The organism is Serratia sp. Res13-Sevr-LER1-36-b, from assembly GCF_015673035.1.
In the GTDB taxonomy this organism is placed as follows: Bacteria; Pseudomonadota; Gammaproteobacteria; order Enterobacterales; family Enterobacteriaceae; genus Chania; species Chania fonticola_C.
In genome coordinates, this window is the sequence record NZ_JADACK010000005.1 from 260,267 (window position 1) to 284,648 (window position 24,382).

General features: G+C 54.8%; 20 protein-coding genes. 9 read left to right on the forward strand and 11 right to left on the reverse strand.

The features are described 5' to 3' along the window. Positions 1-89 precede the first annotated feature (89 nt). Entirely contained in the window at positions 90-1,295 is a 1,206-nt protein-coding gene (gene pncB, locus IMQ33_RS02270) for a nicotinate phosphoribosyltransferase (RefSeq protein ID WP_196061443.1), read from the reverse strand. A gap of 253 nt (positions 1,296-1,548) precedes the next feature. Further along, complete coding sequence (locus tag IMQ33_RS02275) at positions 1,549-3,249, reverse strand: GGDEF domain-containing protein (RefSeq protein ID WP_098927815.1); 1,701 nt, start codon at positions 3,247-3,249, stop codon at positions 1,549-1,551. 344 nt (positions 3,250-3,593) lie between these two features. Here IMQ33_RS02275 and pepN point away from each other — a divergent pair, with 344 nt between their 5' ends. Continuing rightward, positions 3,594-6,209, forward strand: coding sequence for an aminopeptidase N (gene pepN, locus IMQ33_RS02280; protein WP_196061444.1), 2,616 nt, complete (start codon positions 3,594-3,596; stop codon positions 6,207-6,209). A gap of 32 nt (positions 6,210-6,241) precedes the next feature. Here pepN and ssuB read toward each other — a convergent pair whose 3' ends face one another. Genes ssuB through ssuE form a run of 5 tightly spaced genes read right to left on the reverse strand, consistent with a single transcriptional unit; the run spans position 6,242 to position 10,536 of the window. After that, positions 6,242-7,015, reverse strand: a complete 774-nt coding sequence (gene ssuB / locus IMQ33_RS02285) for an aliphatic sulfonates ABC transporter ATP-binding protein (protein WP_196061445.1) — start codon at positions 7,013-7,015, stop codon at positions 6,242-6,244. Beyond that, positions 7,015-7,806, reverse strand: coding sequence for an aliphatic sulfonate ABC transporter permease SsuC (gene ssuC / locus IMQ33_RS02290; protein WP_065685310.1), 792 nt, complete (start codon positions 7,804-7,806; stop codon positions 7,015-7,017). The genes ssuB and ssuC overlap by 1 nt, the downstream gene beginning before the upstream one ends. An 11-nt stretch (positions 7,807-7,817) precedes the next feature. Next, the gene (gene ssuD / locus IMQ33_RS02295) at positions 7,818-8,966 is read right to left on the reverse strand and encodes an FMNH2-dependent alkanesulfonate monooxygenase (RefSeq protein WP_196061446.1); all 1,149 of its coding nucleotides are present in this window, start codon (positions 8,964-8,966) and stop codon (positions 7,818-7,820) included. A 15-nt stretch (positions 8,967-8,981) separates the two neighbouring features. Then, positions 8,982-9,947: a sulfonate ABC transporter substrate-binding protein gene (locus tag IMQ33_RS02300; RefSeq protein ID WP_196061447.1), complete on the reverse strand. Its 966-nt coding sequence runs from the start codon at positions 9,945-9,947 to the stop codon at positions 8,982-8,984. A 10-nt stretch (positions 9,948-9,957) separates the two neighbouring features. Further along, complete coding sequence (gene ssuE, locus IMQ33_RS02305) at positions 9,958-10,536, reverse strand: NADPH-dependent FMN reductase (protein WP_098927808.1); 579 nt, start codon at positions 10,534-10,536, stop codon at positions 9,958-9,960. A gap of 359 nt (positions 10,537-10,895) precedes the next feature. On the opposite strand from ssuE, the gene pyrD reads away from it, so the two are divergent. Together pyrD and IMQ33_RS02315 are read left to right on the forward strand one after the other, a co-directional pair. After that, on the forward strand, positions 10,896-11,906 hold the full coding sequence (gene pyrD, locus IMQ33_RS02310; RefSeq protein ID WP_021804888.1) for a quinone-dependent dihydroorotate dehydrogenase: 1,011 nt from the start codon (positions 10,896-10,898) through the stop codon (positions 11,904-11,906). Between the two features lie 157 nt (positions 11,907-12,063). Next, a complete protein-coding gene (locus IMQ33_RS02315) occupies positions 12,064-12,612 on the forward strand; it encodes a cell division protein ZapC (protein ID WP_161712262.1) in 549 nt (182 codons plus the stop codon). A 6-nt stretch (positions 12,613-12,618) separates the two neighbouring features. Here IMQ33_RS02315 and IMQ33_RS02320 read toward each other — a convergent pair whose 3' ends face one another. Then, positions 12,619-13,722 carry a YcbX family protein gene (locus IMQ33_RS02320; protein WP_024530386.1) on the reverse strand — a complete coding sequence of 368 codons (1,104 nt, stop codon included), beginning with the start codon at positions 13,720-13,722 and terminating at the stop codon, positions 12,619-12,621. A gap of 104 nt (positions 13,723-13,826) precedes the next feature. On the opposite strand from IMQ33_RS02320, the gene rlmKL reads away from it, so the two are divergent. The 6 genes from rlmKL (at position 13,827) to rmf (ending at position 21,875) form a co-directional block, all read left to right on the forward strand. Beyond that, a complete protein-coding gene (gene rlmKL / locus IMQ33_RS02325; RefSeq protein ID WP_024486046.1) occupies positions 13,827-15,947 on the forward strand; it encodes a bifunctional 23S rRNA (guanine(2069)-N(7))-methyltransferase RlmK/23S rRNA (guanine(2445)-N(2))-methyltransferase RlmL in 2,121 nt (706 codons plus the stop codon). 5 nt (positions 15,948-15,952) lie between these two features. Then, the gene (locus IMQ33_RS02330; RefSeq protein WP_196061448.1) at positions 15,953-17,857 is read left to right on the forward strand and encodes an ABC transporter ATP-binding protein; all 1,905 of its coding nucleotides are present in this window, start codon (positions 15,953-15,955) and stop codon (positions 17,855-17,857) included. A gap of 119 nt (positions 17,858-17,976) precedes the next feature. After that, positions 17,977-19,251, forward strand: a complete 1,275-nt coding sequence (pqiA, locus tag IMQ33_RS02335) for a membrane integrity-associated transporter subunit PqiA (protein WP_230326627.1) — start codon at positions 17,977-17,979, stop codon at positions 19,249-19,251. Beyond that, positions 19,238-20,884 carry an intermembrane transport protein PqiB gene (gene pqiB, locus IMQ33_RS02340; protein WP_161712260.1) on the forward strand — a complete coding sequence of 549 codons (1,647 nt, stop codon included), beginning with the start codon at positions 19,238-19,240 and terminating at the stop codon, positions 20,882-20,884. The genes pqiA and pqiB overlap by 14 nt, the downstream gene beginning before the upstream one ends. Continuing rightward, entirely contained in the window at positions 20,881-21,438 is a 558-nt protein-coding gene (pqiC, locus tag IMQ33_RS02345) for a membrane integrity-associated transporter subunit PqiC (RefSeq protein WP_024486050.1), read from the forward strand. Before pqiB ends, pqiC begins: the two co-directional genes overlap by 4 nt. Positions 21,439-21,707: 269 nt before the next feature. Further along, on the forward strand, positions 21,708-21,875 hold the full coding sequence (gene rmf / locus IMQ33_RS02350) for a ribosome modulation factor (RefSeq protein WP_071784464.1): 168 nt from the start codon (positions 21,708-21,710) through the stop codon (positions 21,873-21,875). A gap of 70 nt (positions 21,876-21,945) precedes the next feature. Here the strand turns inward: rmf and fabF are convergent, their stop codons facing one another. The 3 genes from fabF to fabA all read right to left on the reverse strand — a co-directional run bounded on the left by fabF (position 21,946) and on the right by fabA (position 24,373). After that, on the reverse strand, positions 21,946-23,220 hold the full coding sequence (fabF, locus tag IMQ33_RS02355; RefSeq protein ID WP_196061449.1) for a beta-ketoacyl-ACP synthase II: 1,275 nt from the start codon (positions 23,218-23,220) through the stop codon (positions 21,946-21,948). Further along, a complete protein-coding gene (locus IMQ33_RS02360) occupies positions 23,217-23,741 on the reverse strand; it encodes a helix-turn-helix domain-containing protein (protein ID WP_065685302.1) in 525 nt (174 codons plus the stop codon). Before IMQ33_RS02360 ends, fabF begins: the two co-directional genes overlap by 4 nt. A gap of 113 nt (positions 23,742-23,854) precedes the next feature. Further along, entirely contained in the window at positions 23,855-24,373 is a 519-nt protein-coding gene (gene fabA / locus IMQ33_RS02365) for a bifunctional 3-hydroxydecanoyl-ACP dehydratase/trans-2-decenoyl-ACP isomerase (protein WP_024485665.1), read from the reverse strand. Between the last annotated feature and the right edge of the window lie 9 nt (positions 24,374-24,382).

Here is a 24,382-nt window from a genome sequence, read left to right on the forward strand (position 1 = left end):
GGTTTGTATCACCGGTTGGCTCCTGTTCCTTAATGCTCCTCCGTAAAGTACCCTCTCCCAGTGGGAGAGGGTTGGAGAGAGGGGGCACCCTAACTGGCTTTCTTCACCAGCGGCAGATCGAAGGCTTTGCGCAGCGCTTTGACAAACGCGGGGTCCTGGCAGATGGTTTTGCCTGGGCTATCGGACAGTTTGGCCACCGGCTTGCCTTTACACTCGACCAGCTTGATCACAATATTCAGCGGCTTGACGCCGGGGATATTGCAGGTCAGACGCGTACCGATACCGAATGCCAGGTTGATGCGCCGATCAAAGTGGCGATACAGTGCCAACGCCTTATCCAGATCCAGATTGTCTGAAAACACCAGCGTCTTGCTCATGGGATCGATGCCCAATTGCTGGTAATGGGCAATGGCTTTTTCACCCCATTCGATCGGGTCGCCAGAGTCGTGGCGCAACCCTTGATAACGCTGGGCAAACTGTTTGCCGAAATCACGCAGAAACGCATCCATGGTGATACAGTCGGTAAGCGCAATGCCGAGCTGATCGGGATATTCATCCAGCCAGGCCTGCAAGGCGGCACGTTGGCTGTTGGCCAGCACCGGGCTAATCTGTTGATGAGCCTGGAACCACTCATGGGCTTGCGTGCCTACCGGGATCAGATCCAGCCGATGCGCCAAATCGTAGTTACTGGTGCCAACCAGATAGGGGAATTCGTTTTTCAACGTGCTGACAATGGCCTGTTGCACCTCGCGGGAGAAGCGGCGACGGCTACCAAAGTCCATCAGCTTGAAGCGTGAGATATCAATATCCCTGCTCAGTTGCTTGAACTGCGCCAGGTTCTGGCGCAACTGGCTAATTGCCATCTCTGGCGTGGCCTGTGGCGAACGGTGGCGGTGCACTACTTCACTGATCACCGCCAACAACGGCACTTCCCACATAATCACTTCGCGCCAGGGGCCAGCGATGCGGATATGCAATTTGCCGTCGTGATTGCTAATGCTGACCTGTTGCGGATCGTAGCGAAACTCCCGCAGCCAGTTCAGGTAATCCTGATGGAAGAAAGGCAGGCTGGAGAGATAGCGGTGTTCGGCTTCGGTTAGCGCCAACTCGCTCATCATGGCAACCTGCGCGCGGATCTCGTCGGCATATTCGCCCAGCAGTTCGTCGCCACGGCAACGAAACTCCGCCGCAACGGTAATTGCGGGGTAGCGATGGAACACTGCTTGCTGCATATGAAGCTTGTAGGCGTCAGTATCAAGCAGTGAAGTCAAAATCGGGGAAGCGTATAGAGTCATATCGCGTTACAGCATCCTCGTCAGGCGCGTGTCCAAATCCGGATAATCAAAAAAGTGGGGGGAGTATACCCGGATTATCCTGTTATTGAAGCCTCATCACACCACAAATGGCCTGAACGGGTCGAGGATAAAACGTGCCTTTATTTTACCGGGGGCACAGCCTCAGACAGAAAAAGCCATTTAATCCAATAAACTGAATGGCTTAGTTGATTTACTCATAAAAATTATGAGGTTAATTATTTTAAACACCGATTCAGATAAAACCGGTTGGCGTATAAATACTGACCCGATTGCGCCCGCTCTTCTTACAAAAATAGAGCGCTTCGTCGGCCTGTTTGATGGCTGGATGCAGTTCTGCCAGGTTGCCTACGGCAGCGATGCCACAGCTGATGGTAAAGCGCACTCGTTTTCCATTGAGCAACTCCAGGCACATCTGTTGGGTTTGCTCACGCAGCGCTTCCATCATGCTGCGGGCATTTTCCAGGGAACAGTGGCCGAGCAGCAGGGCAAACTCCTCACCGCCATAGCGGCAAAAGATATCGCTGGAACGGAAGGTGTTACTTAACGACTGGGCGAACATCACCAGCACTCGGTCGCCGACATCGTGGCCATAGGTATCGTTAAGACGCTTGAAGTTATCGATATCGATCAGACAGAACGCCAGCGGATAGCTACTCTGGGCGAGCATCTCACACTCAAGGAAAAATTTGCGGCGGTTATAAATGTTGGTCAACGGATCGAAGAATGACGAGACTTCCAGCTCTTTGATTAGCTGTTGCTTTTCGTTTTCCAGCGCGAGTTTGACCTGATTGTATTGTTTGAGCTGGGTGATGGCATCACTGATGGCGATCAGCTCTTTGCTGTAAAAAGCGTCGTTGTCATCAATATTCGTATCGCCTTGTGACAGGCGCAGAATATTTTTATGCGTTTTGGTCAGCCAGCGGGTAATGTTGGAACAGAAGATCATGGAAGGCAGCAGGATGAACAGGGCAATCAGCCCACTCAGAGAAATCATGCCGTAGATGGCCGTCTGGCTATCATACTTTTTTGCTTCGGAAGCGGCCATCTCCAGCTCAAAGCTGCGCTCATAGAGTCTTTGGGAAAGCTTGTCCATCTCCTCGATATAGCTGGCGATCAGGTTGATGTCATAGACGGTATTGTGGGTAATGGCTTGATATAGCCCGTCTGAAATGCTGCTGATCCGGTTGTTGGAGATGTTACGCAGTATCTCATCCACCAGTTCGGCAATCTGCGGATCGTTATAGGCCAGCTTTAAGAACGCCAAACGGGTACCGAGCGGGGTGAATACCCCGGTCAATTGGATGGCCTTCAGATAAGCATTCTTGCGTTCCAGGCTGCTGAGATTGACGTCGATAATCTGATCGATCAGTTCGGTCAGCGACATATTCAGCCGATTATTAAGGCGAACAGCCTCCAAAAACAGAAATGAGTCCGCATTGATCAGCCGGGTGTCATAGGTATAGCGGTAGAAGGCTTTGGTGGTCTGGACGATATAATAGGCGCTGTTGATATTGAACAGATTGCTGTTGGCAGTGTCGACTTGCGTGACCTGGCGTGAATCGTTATCCAGTAGCCTTTCCATCCAATCGAGCATGGACAGTATGGCAATCTTTTGCCGAATGCCCAGACGCAGGGCGAGATCGGCGTCAACATTGGATTTAACAATCGCGATTTTTTCACGCGCCTGTTTATCGGCCTGTTGCCATTGGGCTTGGGTCACGGATTTATCCGCCAGGCCTAATCTTTTTAACCGGTGTGCCAGCAGCGTAGCCTGAAAGGCCTCGGCCACTTCTTTGGTTCTGCTGATTTTATACAGGTTTTCCAGACTTCGGTCATAACTGGCCTGGGCCTTTATCAGCCCATTGGCGATAAAAACCGCAAAAGACAGCATGATGGCAAAGGTGAAGAAATAGATCAGGTATTTTACTTTCATGCCAATCTGTTTCTCCTACTGGCTCTTGGATGATTATATCATTGCTACCGCTGGTTTTCCTCCGCAATTCGGTTGTCAACGGGGACGGAGCTGCGCCTGTTTAAGCATTAAATGCTGAGTTTGACGTTAAGCGAAGCGCCAGGGTAGCTGGAGCATAGCAAACAACAGCGAATGTCTGCGTGAATCGCGTGATTTCTTGGTGCGATTTGCTGCCATTTCTGGGTTTTTTTTATAGCTGTGATACAGTTTATTCACAATCGGGCCATTGAGGTACCACGTCGTCCTGCACGGCGGTACGCTCCGAGTCCGGGATCTGTAACTCACTGAGACGTCAAAGGGTTTTTATGACACAACAGCCACAGGCGAAGTATCGCCACGATTATCGCGCCCCAGATTATACCATCACCGATATCGACCTGGATTTTGAACTGGATGCAGACACCACGCGCGTGACCGCCGTCAGCCAGATCAAACGGCAGGGTGCCGCCGGTGCCCCATTAACGTTGAATGGCGAAGACCTGACTCTGGTGAGTATTCAAGTGGATGGGCAGCCGTGGAGCGCCTATCGCCAGCAGGAAAACCAACTGGTGATTGAACAGCTACCTGCCCAGTTTACCCTGACGATCGTCAACGACATCCATCCGGCCAAAAACAGCGCATTGGAAGGGCTATATCTGTCTGGCGAAGCGTTGTGTACCCAATGCGAGGCCGAAGGTTTCCGCCATATCACCTTCTATCTGGATCGCCCAGACGTGCTGGCCCGTTTTACTACCCGCATTGTTGCCGATAAAGCGCGTTACCCGTTCCTGCTGTCGAACGGCAACCGGGTGGCTGAAGGTGACCTGGCAGACGGCCGTCACTGGGTACAATGGCAGGATCCGTTCCCTAAACCTAGCTATCTATTTGCGCTGGTGGCAGGGGATTTCGACGTGTTGCGTGATAGCTTCACCACCCGTTCTGGTCGTAAGGTGGCCTTGGAGCTGTTTGTCGATCGTGGCAACCTGGATCGTGCCGATTGGGCCATGACCTCGCTGAAAAATTCGATGAAGTGGGATGAAACCCGCTTTGGCCTGGAATACGATCTGGATATCTACATGATCGTCGCCGTGGATTTCTTCAACATGGGGGCGATGGAGAACAAAGGGTTAAATATCTTTAACTCGAAGTATGTGTTGGCCAAGGCCGAAACCGCCACCGACAAGGATTACCTGAATATTGAAGCGGTGATCGGCCACGAATATTTCCATAACTGGACCGGCAATCGCGTGACCTGCCGCGACTGGTTCCAGCTAAGCCTGAAAGAAGGGCTGACGGTGTTCCGCGATCAGGAGTTCAGCTCCGACCTGGGTTCTCGTTCGGTCAACCGCATCGATAATGTGCGGGTGATGCGTGGGGCGCAGTTCGCCGAAGACGCCAGCCCGATGGCACACGCGATCCGGCCGGATAAAGTGATCGAGATGAACAACTTCTACACCTTGACGGTGTATGAGAAAGGATCCGAAGTGATCCGCATGCTGCATACGTTGCTGGGAGAACAACAGTTCCAGGCGGGGATGCAGCTCTATTTCGAACGCCACGACGGCAGTGCGGCCACCTGCGATGATTTTGTGCAGGCAATGGAAGACGCTTCCAACGTCGATTTATCGCTGTTCCGCCGCTGGTACAGTCAGTCTGGTACGCCGCTGCTGACGGTGCGTGATGACTATAGCGCCGAGGATCAGCAATACCGCTTGCACGTCAGCCAGAAAACCGCGCCGACGGCCGATCAGCCAGAAAAACTGCCGTTGCATATCCCGCTGGATATTGAGCTTTACGACAGCGAAGGCAACGTCATTGCTTTGCAGAAAGACGGTTCACCGGTCAATAACGTATTGAACGTCACCGCCGCCGAACAGACTTTTGTGTTTGATGGCGTCGCGCATAAGCCGGTTCCTTCGCTGCTGCGTGAGTTTTCGGCACCGGTCAAGCTGGATTATCCGTACAGCGATCAGCAACTGACCTTCCTGATGCAGCATGCACGCAATGAGTTTTCTCGCTGGGATGCCGCGCAGAGCCTGCTGGCCATCTACATTAAGCTGAACGTGGCCAAATATCAGCAGAAGCAGCCATTGTCGCTGCCGCTGCACGTGGCAGATGCCTTCCGGGCGGTGCTGCTGGATGAGAAGCTGGATCCGGCCCTGGCCGCGCAGATCCTCACGCTGCCATCGGAAAACGAAATTGCCGAGCTGTTCGCCATTATCGATCCACAAGCCATTTCGGCGGTGCATGAGGCAATCACCCGTTGCCTGGCTAAAGAGCTGGCCGATGAGTGGCTGGCGGTGTATCACGCTAACAAAACCGAAGGGTACCGGGTTGAGCATGGCGATATTGCCAAGCGTTCGCTGCGTAATATTTGCCTACATTATCTGGCCTTCGGTGATGCAGAGCAGGCCGACAAGCTGGTGGTGCAACAGTTCCAGCAGGCCGACAACATGACCGATTCGCTGGCGGCACTGGCAGCGGCGATGGGGGCACAGTTGCCTTGCCGTGATACCTTGATGGCCGAGTTTGATGAGCGCTGGCATCACGATGGTCTGGTGATGGACAAGTGGTTCATCCTCCAGGCCACCAGCCCGGCGGCAGACGTACTCGGTAAGGTGCGTGCGCTGCTGCAACACCGTTCATTCAGCCTGAGTAATCCAAACCGCACCCGCTCGCTGATTGGTGGGTTTGCCTCGGCTAACCCGGCGGCGTTCCATGCGGCAGATGGCAGTGGCTATCAGTTCCTGGTAGAGATCCTCAGCGATCTGAACAAGCGTAACCCACAGGTTGCCGCGCGGCTGATTGAACCACTGATCCGCCTGAAGCGTTATGATGCCTCTCGTCAGGCGTTGATGCGTCAGGCGCTGGAGCAGTTGAAAGGGCTGGAGAACCTGTCTGGCGATCTGTTTGAGAAGATCACCAAGGCGTTAGACGCATAAAAAGCAAGGGGACGGCATTTGCCGTCCCCTGATTAGTTAGCCACCTGGCGGGAAGTCCCAACGGCTTGCGGTGGTGCCAACACTCTTGCCAATACTTCTGCTTCCAACTCCGCCAGCTTTGCCGAACCTTTGCGGCGTGGCCGAGGCAAATCAATAGTCAGATCCAGCCCAATACGTCCCTCTTCGATTAACAGCACCCGATCGGCCAGTGCGATCGCCTCACTAACGTCATGCGTGACCAGCAGTACGGTGAAGCCATGCTGTTGCCATAGCGTTTCGATCAGCCCCTGCATTTCAATACGGGTTAACGCATCCAGTGCCCCTAAAGGTTCATCCAACAGCAACAGCCGTGGGCGATGGATCAACGCACGGGCCAGGGCGACACGCTGTTTCTGCCCGCCAGACAGCGCGGCTGGCCATTCATTGGCACGATCGGCCAGCCCAACGGTGGTTAACGCCTGCAATGCAGCATCACGCCAGTTGCCGCGCAGGCCAAGCCCCACGTTATCGATCACCTTTTTCCACGGCAGCAGGCGAGCATCCTGAAACATCAGACGGGTATCGTCTTTGGCGTGGCTGAGCGGGGCATTCCCACTCAACAGTGTCCCGCTGTTGGCCGTTTCCAGCCCTGCGAGCAGGCGTAATAAGGTGCTTTTACCACAGCCGCTACGGCCAACCACGGCCACAAACTGGCCTGCGGTGATGCGGAGTTGCAGATCGTCCAACACGGAGCGGCTGCCATAACGTTTGGCGATGCCTTCCAGCGTAATGGGGGTGCCTTGCGGAATACGAGTCGGGGCCGTCATTATGCTTCTCCTGATTTCAGTTGATAGGCCGGATGCCAGCGTAACCAGACACGTTCGAGCAGTTGTGCGCAGGCATCGGCCAGTTTGCCGAGCAGGGCATACAGAATAATGGCGACCACCACCACATCGGTCTGTAGAAATTCACGGGCGTTCATCGCCAGATAACCGATGCCCGAGTTGGCAGAGATAGTTTCGGCGACGATCAGCGTCAGCCACATAAACCCGAGGGCGAAACGCACGCCGACCATGATCGAAGGCAACGCGCCGGGTAGTACCACTTGCGTGAACAGGCCAAAGCCGCTCAGGCCGTAGCTGCGCGCCATTTCCAGCAGGCCACGATCGATATTCTTGATGCCGTGATAGGTATTCAGATAGATCGGGAATAGCGTACCCAGCGCCACCAGGAAGATTTTGGCGGACTCGTCAATGCCGAACCACAAGATCACCAGCGGGATCAGAGCCAGATGCGGCACGTTACGGATCATCTGTACCGAGCTGTCGAGCAGACGTTCTCCCCAGCGGGACAGGCCAGTAATGAATCCCAGCACCAGGCCAATGCTGCCACCGATACTGAAGCCAATCAGCGCGCGCCAACTGCTGATGGTCAGGTGTTGCCACAGTTCGCCACTCTTGGTCAAGGCCCAAAAGGCAGCCACTACGGCGCTCGGCGCGGGCAAGATACGGTTAGATAACCAGCCAGCCTCAACGGCGGTCTGCCAGCCAATCACCAGCGCGACCGGCAAAGCCCAGGGGGCCAGCCGATGCAGAATTTGTTGTGCACCGATCGCCATCACTGTTCTCCTCAGCTTTGTGACACTTTTTGTGGGACATAGATATTGGCGACCACTTCGCCCTGCGGCTTGATCGCACGCAGCTGGGTCGGTTGTTCGCTGGCCGCCAGATCGAGATGCGGGAACAGCAGTTCACCTACGCGATAGGCCTCTTCCAGATGCGGGTAACCGGAAAGAATAAAGGTATCGATACCCAGATTGGCATATTCCTGAATACGCTCAGCGACCGTCGGACCATCGCCCACCAGCGCCGTGCCTGCACCGCCACGCACCAGTCCGACACCGGCCCACAGATTAGGGCTGATTTCCAGATTGTCTTTCTTGCCGCCGTGTAAGGCCGCCATACGCTGTTGGCCAACGGAGTCGAAGCGGGCAAAGGCTTTCTGCGCATCCGCAATGGTTTGATCATCGAGGTTGGCGATCAAACGCTCGGCTGCCTGCCAGGCTTCTGTGGTAGTTTCGCGCACGATGACGTGCAGGCGAATACCGAAGCGGACTTTACGCCCCAGGGCAGCTGCTTTAGCTCGTACTTCCTCTATTTTTTCTTTCACTTGGGCAGGGGGTTCTCCCCAGGTCAGATACAGTTCGACCTGCTCGGCTGCCAGATCCTGTGCCGCCTCTGAAGAACCGCCAAAATACAGCGGTGGGCGAGGTTGCTGCACCGGGGGAAACAGCAGCTTGGCGCCTTTCACCTGAATATGCTTACCGGCGAAATCGACGGTTTCACCTTCCAGCACTTTGCGCCACACATGGGTAAATTCGGCGGAGGCCTCATAGCGTTCGGTGTGGTTAAGGTGCAAACCTTCCGCTGCCAGCTCTTCCGGATCGCCACCGGTCACCAGATTGAAGAGGGCGCGGCCATTGGAAAGGCGATCCAGCGTGGCGGCCTGCCTGGCTGCCAAGGTCGGGGAGATGATGCCAGGGCGAAGGGCCACCAGGAATTTCAGCCGTTGCGTGACCGGAATTAATGACGCGGCAACCAGCCAAGAGTCTTCGCAGGAACGCCCCGTTGGGATCAGCACGCCGCCGAAACCGAGCCGGTCAGCAGCCTGGGCGATCTGCTGAAGATAACCGTAATCGACCGCACGTGCCCCTTCCGAACTTCCCAGATAGTGGCCATCTCCGTGAGTCGGTAAAAACCAGAATACGTTAATGCTCATAGGGTTCTCTCCTGATTATTGTGCGGCTGGATGCCAGACGCGTTGAGAAATATCGACCTGAACCGGAACCAACCGGTTGGCGAAAAAGAGATCGGCGGTTTTTTGCTGGGCAGCAATGGTGGCGTCCCCTAAGGGTTTGATGGCCGTTGGCGGGCGATGATCCAGATAGCTGGCAATCACCGCTTCCGGTAAGCCCATCGCCTTGGCCAGCAGGGTAATGCTCTGCGCCCGATCGCTATGCGTCAGCGCATCGGCCTGGGTCAGCACCGCCAGCACCTGCTGGATGAACGGGCCGTTGGCTTCGGTATAAGGGCGAGCGGCCAGGTAGAAAGAGCCGGTCTGGTTCAATTCGCTGCCATCGGTCAATACCCGCACACTGCCTTGCAGCAACGCGGCAGAATAGTAGGGATCCCAGATCACCCAGGCATCGACGTTGCCCTGTTGGAAGGCTGCTCTGGCATCGGCGGGCGTCAGATAAACCGGTTGGATATCGGTAAACTTGAGGCCGTCCCTTTGCAGTGCCCGCAGCAGCAAGTTGTGTGAGCTTGAGCCTTTCTGGAAGGCTACTTTGTGGCCTTTCAACTCGGCGACGCGGTGAATCGGACTATTTTCCGGCACCAGGATCACTTCCGCCTTGGGTTTTGGCGGCTCTACGCCGACGTACAGCAGGTCGGCCCCGGCGGCTTGGGCAAAGATTGGCGGGATATCGCCGGTGCTGCCCAGATCGATGCTGCCGACGTTCAGCGCCTCTAGCATCTGTGGGCCCGCCGGGAATTCGATCCAGCTGATGTGGGTGGCAGGAAAGCGTTGTTCCAGCAACTGATGGGTTTTGGCCAACACCAGACTCACTGAACCTTTTTGGTAGCCGATACGAAACTGAGCAGGCGCGTTATCTTGTGCGACAGCGGTATTGATCAGCACCAGCGTCATGATGGCGGCCAACGCACCGGTGTTAAGCCAACGGCGGAAAGAGAGCGGCATGATGATGTCCTTAGGCGGTTTGCCGGGTTAACAGAGAGGCGGCGGTGTTTAGCACCGGCGGTTTACGGCGGCTGAGCGCCAGATAAAAACTGTCCAACGCTTCGTTCAGGCGCGCGGCCACCCCATCGGATAGCTGGGCCTGTTCACCGTTAAGCACTATCTGGCCGTCATCGGCAAACACGCCGTGCAGCACCTCCTGAGCTTTCAGCGCCGTCAATACTGGCTTCAACGCATAGTCCACCGCCAGCATGTGGCCGATGGAGCCGCCGGTGGCCAGCGGTAGAACCACTTTGTGTTCCAGCGCTCGTTCAGGAAGCAGATCGAGTAAGGTTTTCAGCGCGCCAGAAAACGATGCCTTATAAACCGGCGTGGCGACCAATAGGCCATCCGCAGCGGCCAGTTGCGCGGCGAAGGCTTTGATGTCAGGGCTGTTAAAATTGGCGCGTAGCAGGTCTTCCGCCTGGAAATCGTGCAGGGTATAGGGGATCACTTCCACCTGCTGTTGTTGCAACCAACGTTGGCTCAGCTGTAACAGCGCCGCCGAGCGTGAGGGGAGCCTTGGGCTGCCAGCCAGAGAAATAACGCGCATCGCCACTCCTTATATCGAAAAGTTATCAATGTTAAATTAATGTTCGAAAAGTGTTTTAAAGCTAACAGCAAAAGGGGGTGATTTTTAAATCTCATTTTTTGATTTTGATATGCGTAAAGAGGGAAAAGCGGGGAAGTAGCTCCATACAAGGGAAACGATTGCGCTAAACGCGCTTTTTTTTGCCTTTAATCAATTCCAATTGGCGAGGGGATACCGGATAATACGCCCCCGGTCGACAGGCCTATTCTGCTGACTTGAGGTTGTCGCTAAATAACCGCAACACCTGTATCCCCATCAGGCACAGCGATTTACTTGCGACCTCAAGTCAGCAGGATATCACCGGGAAATCAGGAGAGTACATGTACTACCCCATCGTCAGGAAAGCCTTGTTCCAGCTCGATCCCGAGCGCGCACACGAATTGACCTTCAGTCAACTGCGCCGTATTACCGGCACCCCACTAGAGTTTCTTATCCGTCAGTCGGTGCCGAGCAAACCGGTGAGCTGCATGGGGCTCTCTTTTAGCAACCCATTAGGGTTGGCCGCCGGTCTGGATAAAGACGGCGAGTGCATTGATGCCTTTGGCGCGATGGGCTTTGGCTTTGTTGAGGTCGGTACCGTTACACCGCGTCCGCAAGCGGGCAATGATAAACCGCGTCTGTTCCGCCTGGTCCCGGCCGAAGGGCTGATCAACCGCATGGGGTTCAATAACCACGGCGTAGACAATCTGGTTGAAAACGTTAAAAAATCCCATTTTGGCGGCGTGCTGGGGATCAATATCGGCAAGAATAAAGACACGCCGGTCGAGCAGGGAAAAGACGATTATCTGATCTGTATGGATAAGGTTTATCCGTATGCCGGCTATATCGCGATTAATATCTCATCACCCAATACCCCGGGATTACGATCCTTACAGTATGGTGAAGCGTTGGACGATCTGCTAGCGGCGATAAAAAATAAGCAGGCCCAATTGCAGGCTCGCCATCACAAATATGTGCCGGTTGCGGTAAAGATCGCGCCGGATCTTTCAGAGGAAGAACTGATCCAAATAGCGGACAGTTTAGTGCGTCATAATATAGATGGGGTCATTGCCACCAATACCACCCTCGATCGTAAACTGGTTCAGGGATTGAATTACTGCGATCAGGCAGGGGGATTAAGTGGCCGTCCGGTACAGTTACGCAGCACCGAAGTGATCCGTCGTCTGTCGCAGGAGTTGCAAGGGCGCTTGCCGATTATCGGCGTTGGTGGAATTGATTCCCTGACGGCGGCGCGGGAAAAAATGGAGGCCGGGGCAACTTTGGTACAAATTTATTCCGGTTTTATCTTCCACGGACCGCGTTTGATTAAAGATATCGTTACCCATATCTAATATTTTGCCTTTCATTTTCGACCGGGGGTTTATTTCTGCCCCCGGCTCGTCTATATTTTGTTCGGTAGCGGAATTATCCGATGTTTAAGCAACCTTTCTGGTGATAAAATCGCCCTTTGCGTAATACTGCGTTGGCATGTGGTGAGAAGGATAAGTAATGAAGATAAAACCTGATGACAATTGGCGTTGGTATTTTGACGCTGAGCACGATCGACTGATGCTCGATTTAGCCAATGGTATGATCTTCCGTTCACGCTTTCCGGCAAAAATGCTAACCCCGGATGCCTTCGCTGAATGCGCATTCTGCGTCGATGATGCGGCGCTTTATTTTGATTATGAAGAACAGTGCAAACAGATAAAGCTCAGCCATGAACAACGTGCCGAGTTGGTATTAAATGCGCTGGTGGCCTTTCGTTTTCTTAAACCTCTGATGCCCAAGAGCTGGCATTTTGCTCAGCAACACTATCCGCTACGCCCTAAAAATGGCGAGTTGGCGGCGGTGAAGGTGATGGATAGCGGTGTCGATGCGCGTCTGCTGGTGGTGGAAGCCGGGGATAATGCCAGCCTGTGCTTGCTGGCACAAAATCAGCTGGTGTTGGCTGGGCGAACCATGGTGCTGGGGGATGCGATAAAAGTGATGCACGATCGCCTAAAGCCTTGCATCCCAGATGAACAGTCTGCCCCGGCTTACGACAGGGCAGTGTAATAAGCGTTACGCCAGCTTCACATCGCTTTTAGGAATACAGCTGCAACAGAGAATAGTGCCGTTGGCGGCCACTGCGCTTTTCTTTAGCGGTGCAACTTCGCCCTCCACCAACGTTATCTTGCAACTGCCGCACAGGCCAGCACGGCAGGAGTAAGGGATGCGAATGCCTTGCTGCTCCAACTGCTCTAACAAGATCTGCTGGTTATTACCGGCAAACACCTTTCCTTGATATTCAATGCTCACGCTGGTGGTGCTGTCCTGCGGTGCTTGCAGGCTTTCGACGACCTTGCCAGCCCCATAAGGCCGCGGCGGTTTGGTTGACAACACTTCAACGCTATCGCCGACGCGGATAATACCGCTGTTACGGGCAATCATGTTTTGGCCAAAGTCGACGTCGCCATTATCGGCAGTGCGGAACTGTTGCAGCGTACTCAACGGCTCGCCGCTCGGGTGTTTGCGTCCACGCTCCACGCTGACCGTAGTCAATACGCAGCGGCTGCAGGGTTTCACCAGATCGAACATCACGTCGCCGACGCGGATCACCTGCCAACCATCTTCTGCCCAGGCCGGGCTACCGGTCACCACCAGGTTCGGGCGGAACTGCTCCAGCCTGATGCTGCTTGGGCAACGTTGTTGCAGATCCTGGAACGAGGCTTCATTAATCAGCAGATAAGGGTAACCGTCGGCAAAGGAGAGCGGAATTTCCGGGTGCTTCTTTACCCTACGGGTTAATTCAGGCCCAAGCCAGCGCAGCTGTACCTCGCGCTGAAAATAACCGCTTAACCAACTGTTGATGGCCACCGGCGCGATCAACGCGGTGAAATGGTTGCCCCACACCTCGGTCGGCTGCGCATCGGGGGCGAAATCAATGAAGCGGATCGCCGCACTTTCACCGTCCGGTGCGGTCAGAAACAGGCCATCGGCCAACAACGCCGGGGTAAACAGCACCATCTGCGGGTATTGGCGGGCGGTGATGAAGGTACCGTCTGGCTCGGTGATCATGAAGGAGCGATCAAAAGCCAGGCCGTGACTGGCCACCTGGGCGTGAGAAAGCTGCAAACCCCGTAGTGATTTGACCGGATGAACGTAAAGTCGGGAGAGCGTGATCACCCCTGCCTCCGTGCGATAAATGAAATAGAAGGGAGCAACTTTATGACAAGCGGTCTGGATTAGCTATAATGCGCAACAATTTTCTTTTTGGTGATAAGCACGATATGAACACTCTGTTTGCCAGCACGGCGCGTGGACTGGAAGAACTGTTAAAAAGCGAACTGGAGCGGCTTGGCGCTCACTCCTGCAAAGTGGTGCAGGGGGGAGTACATTTTCAGGGTGACGATCGTCTTCTGTACCAAAGCCTGCTCTGGAGCCGCCTGGCTTCGCGTATTCTGTTGCCGCTGAATGAATTTCGCGTGCACAGCGATTTGGATCTGTACCTCGGTGTGCAGGCCATTGACTGGCCATCGATATTTGGCCTGGATAAAACCTTTGCGGTGCACTTCAGCGGCCTCAATGAAGAGATCCGCAATAGCCAATATGGTGCGTTGAAAGTCAAAGACGCCATTGTGGACAGCTTTACCCGCAAGCTCAACGATCGGCCAATGGTAGAGAAACAGCAGCCGGACATTCGCGTCAACGTTTTCCTGCAGCGTGATATGGCCAGCGTAGCGCTCGATCTGAGCGGCGAAGGTTTGCACCAGCGTGGCTATCGCGATCTTACCGGCCAGGCTCCGTTGAAGGAAAACCTGGCGGCGGCGATCGTCCAACGCTCCGGTTGGCAACCAGGGGCGCCGATGCTGGACCCGATGTGCGGCTCCGGTACGCTGTTGATCGAAGCGGCGATGATCGCCTCCGATCGTGCGCCTGGCCTGCATCGCCAACATTGGGGCTTTACCGCCTGGAACGGCCACAATGCCGAACTGTGGCGTGAAGTGATCACCGAAGCGCAGGTGCGGGCGAAACGTGGTCTGCAGGAAACCCCGTCACGCTTCTTCGGCTCGGATATCGATCGCCGCGTCATTGAAATGGCGAAGGGGAACGCCCGCCGCGCTGGCGTGGCCGAATTGATCACCTTTAACGTTAATGACGTCAGCAAACTGACCAACCCACTGCCAGAAGGCCCGGTAGGCACGGTGGTCAGCAACCCGCCATACGGTGAACGCCTTGAGAGCGAACCGGCCCTGATTGCGCTGCACAATATGTTAGGGCGCATTATGAAGAGCCACTTTGGTGGCTGGCAGCTTTCGTTGTTCAGCGCTTCACCGGAATTGCTCAGTTGCCTGCAACTGCGCGCCGAGCGCCAGTTCAAAGCGAAAAATGGCCCGTTGGACTGCGTACAGAAAAACTACCAGTTGGCAGAAAACCCGCAGGGTGCTGGTGGCGTGCAGGTAGCGGAAGACTTTGCCAACCGCCTGCGCAAGAATCTAAAGAAATTGGACAAATGGGCGAAGCAGCAGGGGATCGAATGCTATCGCCTGTATGATGCCGATCTGCCTGACTATAACGTGGCGGTGGATCGCTATGGCAGTAAAGTGGTGGTCCAGGAGTACGCGCCGCCGAAAACCATCGACGCGCAGAAAGCCCGCCAGCGCCTGTTTGACGTGATTAATGCCACGTTGGCGGTGTTAGAGCTGCCATCTAATCAGCTGATCCTGAAAACCCGCGAACGTCAGAAGGGCAAGAATCAGTATGAGAAGCTGGCGCAGAAGGGGGAGTTCCTGCTGGTAGAAGAATTCAATGCCAAGCTGTGGGTCAACCTGACGGATTATCTCGATACTGGATTATTCCTCGATCACCGCATCGCTCGCCGTATGCTGGGTGAGATGAGCAAAGGCAAAGACTTCCTCAACCTGTTTGCCTACACCGGCACCGCAAGCGTACATGCCGGGTTGGGGGGCGCACGCAGCACCACCACGGTGGATATGTCGCGCACCTATCTGGAATGGGCGGAGAAGAACCTGCGGGTTAACGGCCTGACCGGTAGACAGCACCGCTTGATCCAGGCAGATTGCCTGTCCTGGCTGCACAATGCCGACGAACAGTTCGATGTGATCTTTATCGATCCGCCGACGTTCTCCAACTCCAAGCGGATGGAGAACACCTTTGACGTACAGCGCGACCATCTGGCGCTGATGAAAGATTTACAACGGATACTGCGCCGTAACGGGACCATTATGTTCTCCAACAACAAACGCGGTTTCCAGATGGATCTGGCAGGTCTGAACGCTCTGGGTCTGGAGGCGAAAGAAATTACCGCCAAGACACAGTCAGAAGACTTTGCCCGTAACCGTCAGATCCACAACTGCTGGCTGGTCACCCACGCCGGCGAAGGAAAATAATTACTATGTCGTTAATCAGCATGTCCGGTGCCTGGCTCTCTTTCAGCGATGCACCTTTGTTAGACAACACCGAAATTCATATTGAAGATAATGAACGCGTCTGCCTGGTTGGGCGCAACGGGGCCGGTAAATCGACCCTGCTGAAGATCCTCGGTAAAGAGATCCCATTGGACGATGGGCGCATCATTTATGAGCAGGATCTGATTGTGGCGCGTTTGCAGCAGGATCCTCCGCGCAATATCGGCGGTACCGTGTTCGACTTTGTGGCCGAAGGCGTGGCCGAGCAGGCGGAACACCTGAAGGCGTATCACGCTATCTCGCACCAGGTAGAGTTGGATCCGAGTGAAAAGAACCTGACGCGTATGGCGCAGGTCATGGAAATCCTCGATCACCAGGGCTTATGGCAGCTAGACAGCCGTATCAGTGAAGTCCTGTTGCAACTGGGCCTGAACGGCGATGCGGAGCTCTCCTCCCTTTCTGGTGGTTGGCTGCGCAAAGCGGCACTGGGCCGTGCGTTGGTCAGTTCACCGCGCGTGTTGCTGCTTGATGAACCTACCAACCACCTGGATATCACTACCATCGACTGGCTGGAAGGGTTCCTGAAAGAGTTCCAGGGCAGCATCGTCTTCATCTCGCACGACCGTTCGTTTATCCGCAATATGGCCACGCGCATCGTCGATCTCGATCGCGGCAAGCTGGTGTCATGGCCGGGCAACTACGAGCTGTACCTGGAAAGCAAAGAAGAAGCGCTGCGGGTCGAAGAGCTGCAAAATGCTGAATTTGACCGCAAACTGGCGCAGGAAGAAGTTTGGATCCGTCAGGGCATCAAGGCACGCCGCACGCGTAACGAAGGCCGGGTGCGCGCTCTGAAGGCGTTGCGTAACGAGCGTTCACAACGTCGTGAAGTGATGGGTACCGCCAAGATGCAGGTGGAAGAGGCCGTGCGTTCGGGCAAGATTGTGTTCGAAATGGAAGACGTCAATTATCAGGTCGCCGACAAAGTGCTGGTCCGGGGCTTCAGCGCCCAGGTGCAACGCGGTGACAAAATCGCGCTGGTGGGGCCAAACGGCTGTGGTAAAACCACCTTGCTGAAATTGATGCTCGGTCAACTGAAAGCCGACAGCGGGCGAGTGCACTGCGGCACCAAGCTGGAAGTCGCTTACTTTGACCAGCACCGCGCCGAACTGGATCCAGAACGTACGGTGATGGACAACCTGGCGGAAGGGAAGCAGGAAGTGATGGTCAATGGCCGTTCGCGCCATGTGCTGGGCTATCTGCAGGACTTCCTGTTCCACCCTAAACGGGCAATGACGCCGGTCAAAGCGTTGTCGGGCGGGGAGCGTAACCGCCTACTGCTGGCTAAACTATTCCTTAAGCCGAGTAATTTACTGATCCTCGATGAACCAACCAACGATCTGGACGTCGAAACGCTGGAACTGTTGGAAGAGATGATCGATAGCTACCAGGGCACCGTATTGCTGGTGAGCCACGATCGTCAGTTTGTTGATAACTCAGTGACCGAATGCTGGATTTTCGAAGGCAATGGCGTGATCGACACTTACGTTGGGGGCTACTACGATGCACACCATCAACGTGCCACCGCCAAGCCGATCCGCACGGTTGCCGCCAGCCAAACCAAGGCTGCGGTGGAGAAAAAAACCGAGCAGCCCAAGAAATCAGCGGCCAAACTGAGTTATAACCTGCTACGTGAACTGGAGCAGTTGCCACAGCGCCTTGAACAGTTGGAAATGGATATTGCAGCCTTGCAGGCACAGGTGAGCGACGCAGGGTTCTTCTCACGCCCGCACAGCGAAACCCAGCAGGTGCTGGCCGATCTTGTCACTGCGGAGCAGGCACTGGAACAAGCCTTTGCCCGTTGGGAAGAGCTGGAAGCAATGAAAAACGGCTGATCGGTAACGGGTTGCCCGCACGCTGCTGCTGTGGGCAACCCAGGCTGTACCGATGAGCGACACGGTTAAGGAGGATAATGGTGTGTTCCCACGAAAGTCATAAGCAGCAGAGTCATGCGATGCATGGCGAGCGTCAACAGGATAACCTGATACTGTGCCCACAATGCGATATGCTGGTGGCGTTGCCGCCTTTGCAATCAGGCTCCAAGGCCGTTTGTCCCCGTTGTAAAACGACGCTCAGCGCCCGCTGGGCAGAACCGCGTAAACAACCAATTGGCTTTGCCCTCAGCGCGTTATTCATGCTGGTGTTAGCCAATATATTCCCGTTTATCAATATGCGCGTTGCCGGTCTGGGCAATGAAATCAAACTGATCCAAATTCCTCAGGTGATGGTGGCGGAAGACTATGCCAGCATGGCCACCCTGTTTATGGTGTTTGTGCAACTGATCCCGGCGTTTTGCATGTTGGCGATTATTCTGTTGTGCGCCAGGGTGCGGCTGCCACGACAATGGAAGATATGGATGGCCAAGGTGCTGTTCCAGTTGAAGACCTGGTGCATGGTCGAGATCTTTCTGGCTGGCGTGCTGGTCAGCTTCGTCAAACTGATGGCCTATGGTGATATCGGCATTGGTTCCAGTTTCATCCCTTACTGTCTGTTTTGCCTGCTGCAGGTGCGAGCCTTCCAATGCGTCGATCGTCGCTGGCTGTGGCAAGATATTGAACCGGCCCCGTTGATCGAACAACCGCTGCAGGTTGGGCGTACTGGCCTGCGGCAAGGCGTTCGTTCCTGCTCCTGCTGTACGGCCATCCTGCCCGCCCAGCAGTCCAAATGCCCGCGTTGTCACACGATGGGCTATGTACGCCGCCGCCACAGCCTGCAATGGACGATGGCGTTATTGGTCACCTCGATCATATTGTATATTCCGGCGATGCTGATGCCGATTATGATCACCGAGGCGTTGGGCAATAAAATGCCATCAACGGTTATGGCCGGGGTGGTGCTGCTATGGGGAGAAGGGTCCTATCCGGTGGCGATGGTGATTTTCATTGCCAGTATTATGGTGCCCTCGCTCAAGATGTTGGCGATTGGCTGGCTATGCCTGGATGCCAATGGCAAAGGCAAGGCCAATGCCGATAGCGAGCGTATGCATCTGATTTATGAAGTGGTGGAGTTTGTTGGCCGTTGGTCCATGATCGACGTGTTTGTGATCGCCGTGCTTTCGGCGTTGGTACGTATGGGACAGTTGATGAGTATTTATCCAGACATTGGGGCGCTACTGTTCGCCATGGTGGTCATTCTCACCATGTTTGCTGCTATGGCGTTTGATCCCCGTTTAACCTGGGATCGCGCAAGTGAAACAATAAAAAAGGAGCCGCAAGGTGACGGAAAGTAATCATGGCGTCGCGGATGTTGAGAAGATCAAGCGCTGGTCGCCGGTGTGGATCATTCCCATTGTCACCGCGTTGATCGGTGCGTGGATCCTGTTTTATCACTTCAGCCATCAAGGGCCGGAAGTGACGTTAGTCACGACCTCTGCCGAAGGGTTGGAAGCGGGAAAAACCAAGATCAAAAGCCGCAGTGTGGATGTCGGTACGGTGGAAAGCGTTACCCTGAGTGAAGACTTGAGTAAAGTGCTGGTGCAGGCTCGCCTGAATTCCGGCATGGAAAAGCTGCTGCGTGACGATTCGGCCTTCTGGGTGGTGAAACCGCAGATTGGCCGTGAAGGCGTCTCCGGGCTGGGGACCTTGTTTTCAGGTGCCTACATTGAATTGCAACCGGGCAACAAGGGCAAGGCAGGGAAAGCAGATTATCAACTGCTGGATGCTCCGCCGCTGGCCTCTCCTGATGCCAAGGGGTTGCGCGTCATACTGGACAGTGACAAGTCCGGCCAGTTGAACGCTGGCGATCCGGTGTTGTTCCGTGGCTACCGCGTCGGTTCAGTGGAAACCAGTTATTTCGATCCCAAGCTACGTGCCATGCGCTATCAGCTGTTTATTACCGCGCCTTACGATCAGTTGATCACTACCAACGTCCGGTTCTGGAAAGACAGCGGCGTTGCCTTCGATATGTCCGCACAGGGTATGCGTGTGGAAATGGGATCATTGGCGACGCTGTTTAGCGGTGGCGTGAGCTTTGACGTGCCTGAAGGTTGGGATCGTGGCCCTGCGGTGAAAGAAAAGGCCGAGTTTGCCTTGTTCGATAACCAGCGCAATATTCAGGATTCGCTATATACCGAGCATACCGATTATCTGGTGTTCTTCTCCGAATCGATCCGTGGGCTGCAACCGGGGGCGCCAGTCGAGTTCCGGGGTATTCGCCTGGGTACCGTAGGCCAAGTGCCATTCTACAAAGAAGGTATGCGCCAGCGGTTGGATAACGATTACCGTATTCCGGTACTGATCCGTATTGAGCCTGAGCGCTTTAATCAACAGTTGGGCAAGAACTTCGATATCGCGCAGCATTTGAAAGATGCTGAGTCGCGTGGCCTGCGTGCTGCGCTGAAGTCCGCCAACCTGCTGACCGGCGCGTTGTATATCGATCTGGACTTCTATCCAAATGAGAAAGCGTGGAAGGGGCCGCGTGAGCTGTTCGGCTATCCGCTGTTGCCAACTACCGGCAGTGGCCTGGCGCAGATCCAGCAGAAGTTGATGCAGACGCTGGATAAGATCAATTCGATGCCGATCAATCCAATGATCAACGAAGCGACCAAAACGCTGGCAGAAAGCCAGAAGACCATGAAAGAAACGCAGAAAACCCTGCAGTCGCTCAATGACATCATCAGCAGTAAAGAGATGAAGGCATTGCCGGAAGATATGCAAAAAACCCTGCAAGAACTCAATCGCAGCATGAAAGGGTTCCAGCCAGGTTCACCGGCCTACAACAAAATGGTTGGCGATATGCAACGTCTCGATCAGGTGCTGCGTGAGCTGCAACCGGTGCTGCGTACCCTGAACGATAAGAGCAACGCCCTGGTATTTGAAGCCGCGGGCAGTAATGACCCTCAGCCGAAGAAGGCCAAAAAATGAAAAAATGGATCCCGGTAGTTCTGGCGCTGTTGCTTAGCGCCTGCAGCAGTACGCCTAACAAGACTTACTATCAGTTACCGGCGTTGGGGACCCCGGCTCAGGTGAGTGGCACTCAGGCGTCACGCCAGCTGTGGTTGGAGCACGTCAGCGTGGCGGATTTCCTGGCGCAGAGTGGGGTGGTCTACCAGACTAACGACGTGCAGTTTGTGATTGGGCAAAACAACCTGTGGGCCAGCCCGTTGGATCAGCAATTGCAACAGACGTTGGTGACCAACCTGGGCAGCGCTTTGCCGGGTTGGGTGGTGTCATCACAGCCTATGAGCAGCGATCAGGATGTGCTTAACGTCACCATCAGCGGCTTCCATGGCCGCTACGATGGTAAAGCGATCGTTCGTGGTGAATGGGTGCTGAGCCATCAGGGCAGGCTGATCAAGCGGCCATTCAACCTGGAATTGAAACAGGGTGAAGATGGCTATGACGCCTTGGTTCGCACCTTGGCCCAGGGCTGGTTGCAGGAAGCGCAGGAGATTGCCGCGCAGGCAGCTCGCCTTTAATCATAGCTTGTAATAATTCGTTCTAAAGCCATCCCGGTAAGGCAAAGTAAAAGCCTTGCCGGGATTTTTTTGTTTTATTATCATGCAATTAAATCCAGCTCAGCAATATCAGCCACTTAGCTTATGCGCCGTGCATAGCTCACAAATATGACAGCGGTATGAAATTTGAACATTGATCTTCTCGCCATTTAGGGCTATTTCTTAAATGTGGCTGTATTTCGTGCAGTCATTGTTTTCTTTCCACAAAGTAACAACGAGGGAAGTGAGGCATGAAGAGACAGAAAAGAGATCGTTTGGAACGGGCTGAATCACGTGGTTACCAAGCCGGTATTGCAGGGCGTTCAAGGGAACTTTGTCCCTACCAATCTTTAGACGCCCGAGCTAACTGGCTGGGAGGTTGGCGACAAGCCATGGAGGACAGGGCTGTGACCGCTTAAGCGGCTCTCTGTCATGAATTAAGGAACGACCTCCGCCAAACAAGCGGAGGTTTTCGTTTTAAGCGTAAAATTATTCCTGCCAGCGTTTTAGCAAAATACTCGCGTTGACTCCCCCAAAACCAAATCCGTTCGACAGGGCATAGGTCATTGCCATCGGTTCCGCCTTATTGGCCACCAGATGTAAACCGGCGGCGGCAGGGTCTGGATTATCCAGATTCAGCGTGGCCGGAGCGATTTGATCGCGCAGTGCAAGAGCGGTGAAAATGGTTTCCAGGCCACCTGCGGCTCCCAGCAGATGGCCGGTGGCCGATTTGGTGGAGGTGATAGCGATATGCCCATCGGTGCCGAACAGGTGTTTGATGGCGTTGATTTCACCCAGATCGCCAACGGGGGTTGAGGTGGCGTGTGCATTCAGATGCTGAACCTGATCTGGCGTGACGCCAGCCTGTTTCAGCGCAATCTTCATCGCACGATAGGCGCCGTCGCCATCTTCAGCCCCGGAAGTCATATGGTAGGCATCTGCACTGGTGCCGTAACCGACAATCTCAGCTAACGGCTTGGCACCGCGTGCCAACGCATGTTCCAACGTCTCGATCACCAACATCCCGGCACCTTCACCCATCACAAAGCCGTCGCGGGCACTGTCAAACGGGCGTGACGCTTTGGTTGCGGCATCTGCAGGCATGGTTGACATGGCTCGGGCAGCGGCAAAGCCTCCCAGGCTAACGGTATCGATAGCGGCTTCCGTTCCACCGCATAAGGCGATATCGGCTTCATCGTTACGGATCATCCGCACCGCATCGCCAATGGCCTGTACGCCTGCTGCACAGGCGGTGACCGGTGCGCCAATCGGCCCTTTGAATTGATGCTTGATGGAAACATGGCCGGCGGCCAGGTTAACCAGGAATGAGGGAATGGTGAAAGGAGAGAGGCGCTTCGGCCCGCGGCTATCCGTGGTGCGTACCGCATGAGCTATAGCGGGGAAGCCACCAATGCCGGAAGCGATCACGGTGGCCGTCCGTTCCTGTTTCTCCTCACTATCGGCATTCCAACCTGCCTGCTTGATGGCTTCGTCAGCGGCGGCCATCGCCAGCAGAATGAAGCGGTCCATTTTCTTTTGGTCTTTCGGTGCCACGCTCAGGTCTGGATTAAAACCGGCAGCGGCATCCTGCTCCAGCGTGGGCACCTGACCGCCGATCTTGACCTGCAAATCTGCCACCATCTCTTCGGGCAGTGGCCCGATCCCTGACTGACCAGCCAACAGGCGTTGCCAGATCGGCTCTACGCCGCAACCTAAAGGAGAGACGGCCCCCATACCGGTGATAACTATACGACGACTGCTCATAGTGACTCCTTGGATGATTCATTAAGTAAGGCGTAGTGATGCTGCATCAGAGAAGCACGGCGTGACATGGCTTCTCCGGCCGCAGGACCTGCCGCCAACGTGATGTGCTGTAAGGCGATAGGCTGCTGGGTTAGCGCATCGATTAATTGAGGCTGTATCGGTTGACCGCTGCGCCGATCAACCAGTTCTGCGCTGTGCGCCCCTTCGGTCAGATGGGTATTGCCCCACTGGAACAACGTCACCAACACCGGGAAGAAATCCTTGCCGCGATCGGTGAGCAGGTATTGATAGCGTACCGGGCGTGTCTGGTAGCGTTGCTTATACAGAATGCCGCTTTCCACCAGAAATTTAAGCCTGCGGGTCAGCAGCGTGGGGGATAGCCCCAGGCTTTGCTGAAACTCGTCAAATTTGCTCAGGCCATGAAAGGCATCGCGCAGGATCAGGATGCTCCACCATTCCCCCACGCGCCCCAACGAACGGGCGATTGGGCAGGGGGTCGTTGCAAAACTGGTTTTTTTCATGCTGCCCTCTTGGTGAATACATTTATTGTAGTCACTGGGTGGCGATTAAACGACCAGCTCAGTAATAATACAGGGGGAAATAAACGGCGACCGAGAGAGGTCGCCGTAGGGCATTAGAACGCCGCTGCGTCCTTGAACAGGCCCACTTTCAGATCGCTGGCGGTATAGATCACTTTGCCGTCGCACAGCACTTCGCCATCAGCCACGCCCATAATCAGCTTGCGGATGATCACGCGTTTGAAGTTGATGCGGTAGGTGACCTTTTTGGCGGTTGGCAATACCTGACCGGTGAACTTCACTTCGCCGACGCCCAGCGCACGGCCTTTGCCTTCACCGCCCATCCAGCCGAGGTAGAACCCTACCAACTGCCACATGGCATCCAGACCCAGGCAGCCTGGCATGACCGGATCGCCAATAAAGTGGCAATCGAAGAACCACAGATCCGGATTGATATCGAGCTCAGCTTCTACGTAGCCTTTATTGTGGCTACCACCGTCTTCGGTCATCTTGACCACGCGGTCCATCATTAACATGTTGCCTGATGGCAACGGTGGGCCACCGGCGCCAAACAGTTCGCCACGGCCCGATGCTTCGAGATCTTGTTTCGTATAGGATTCGCGTTTATCTACCATGTTCTCAGT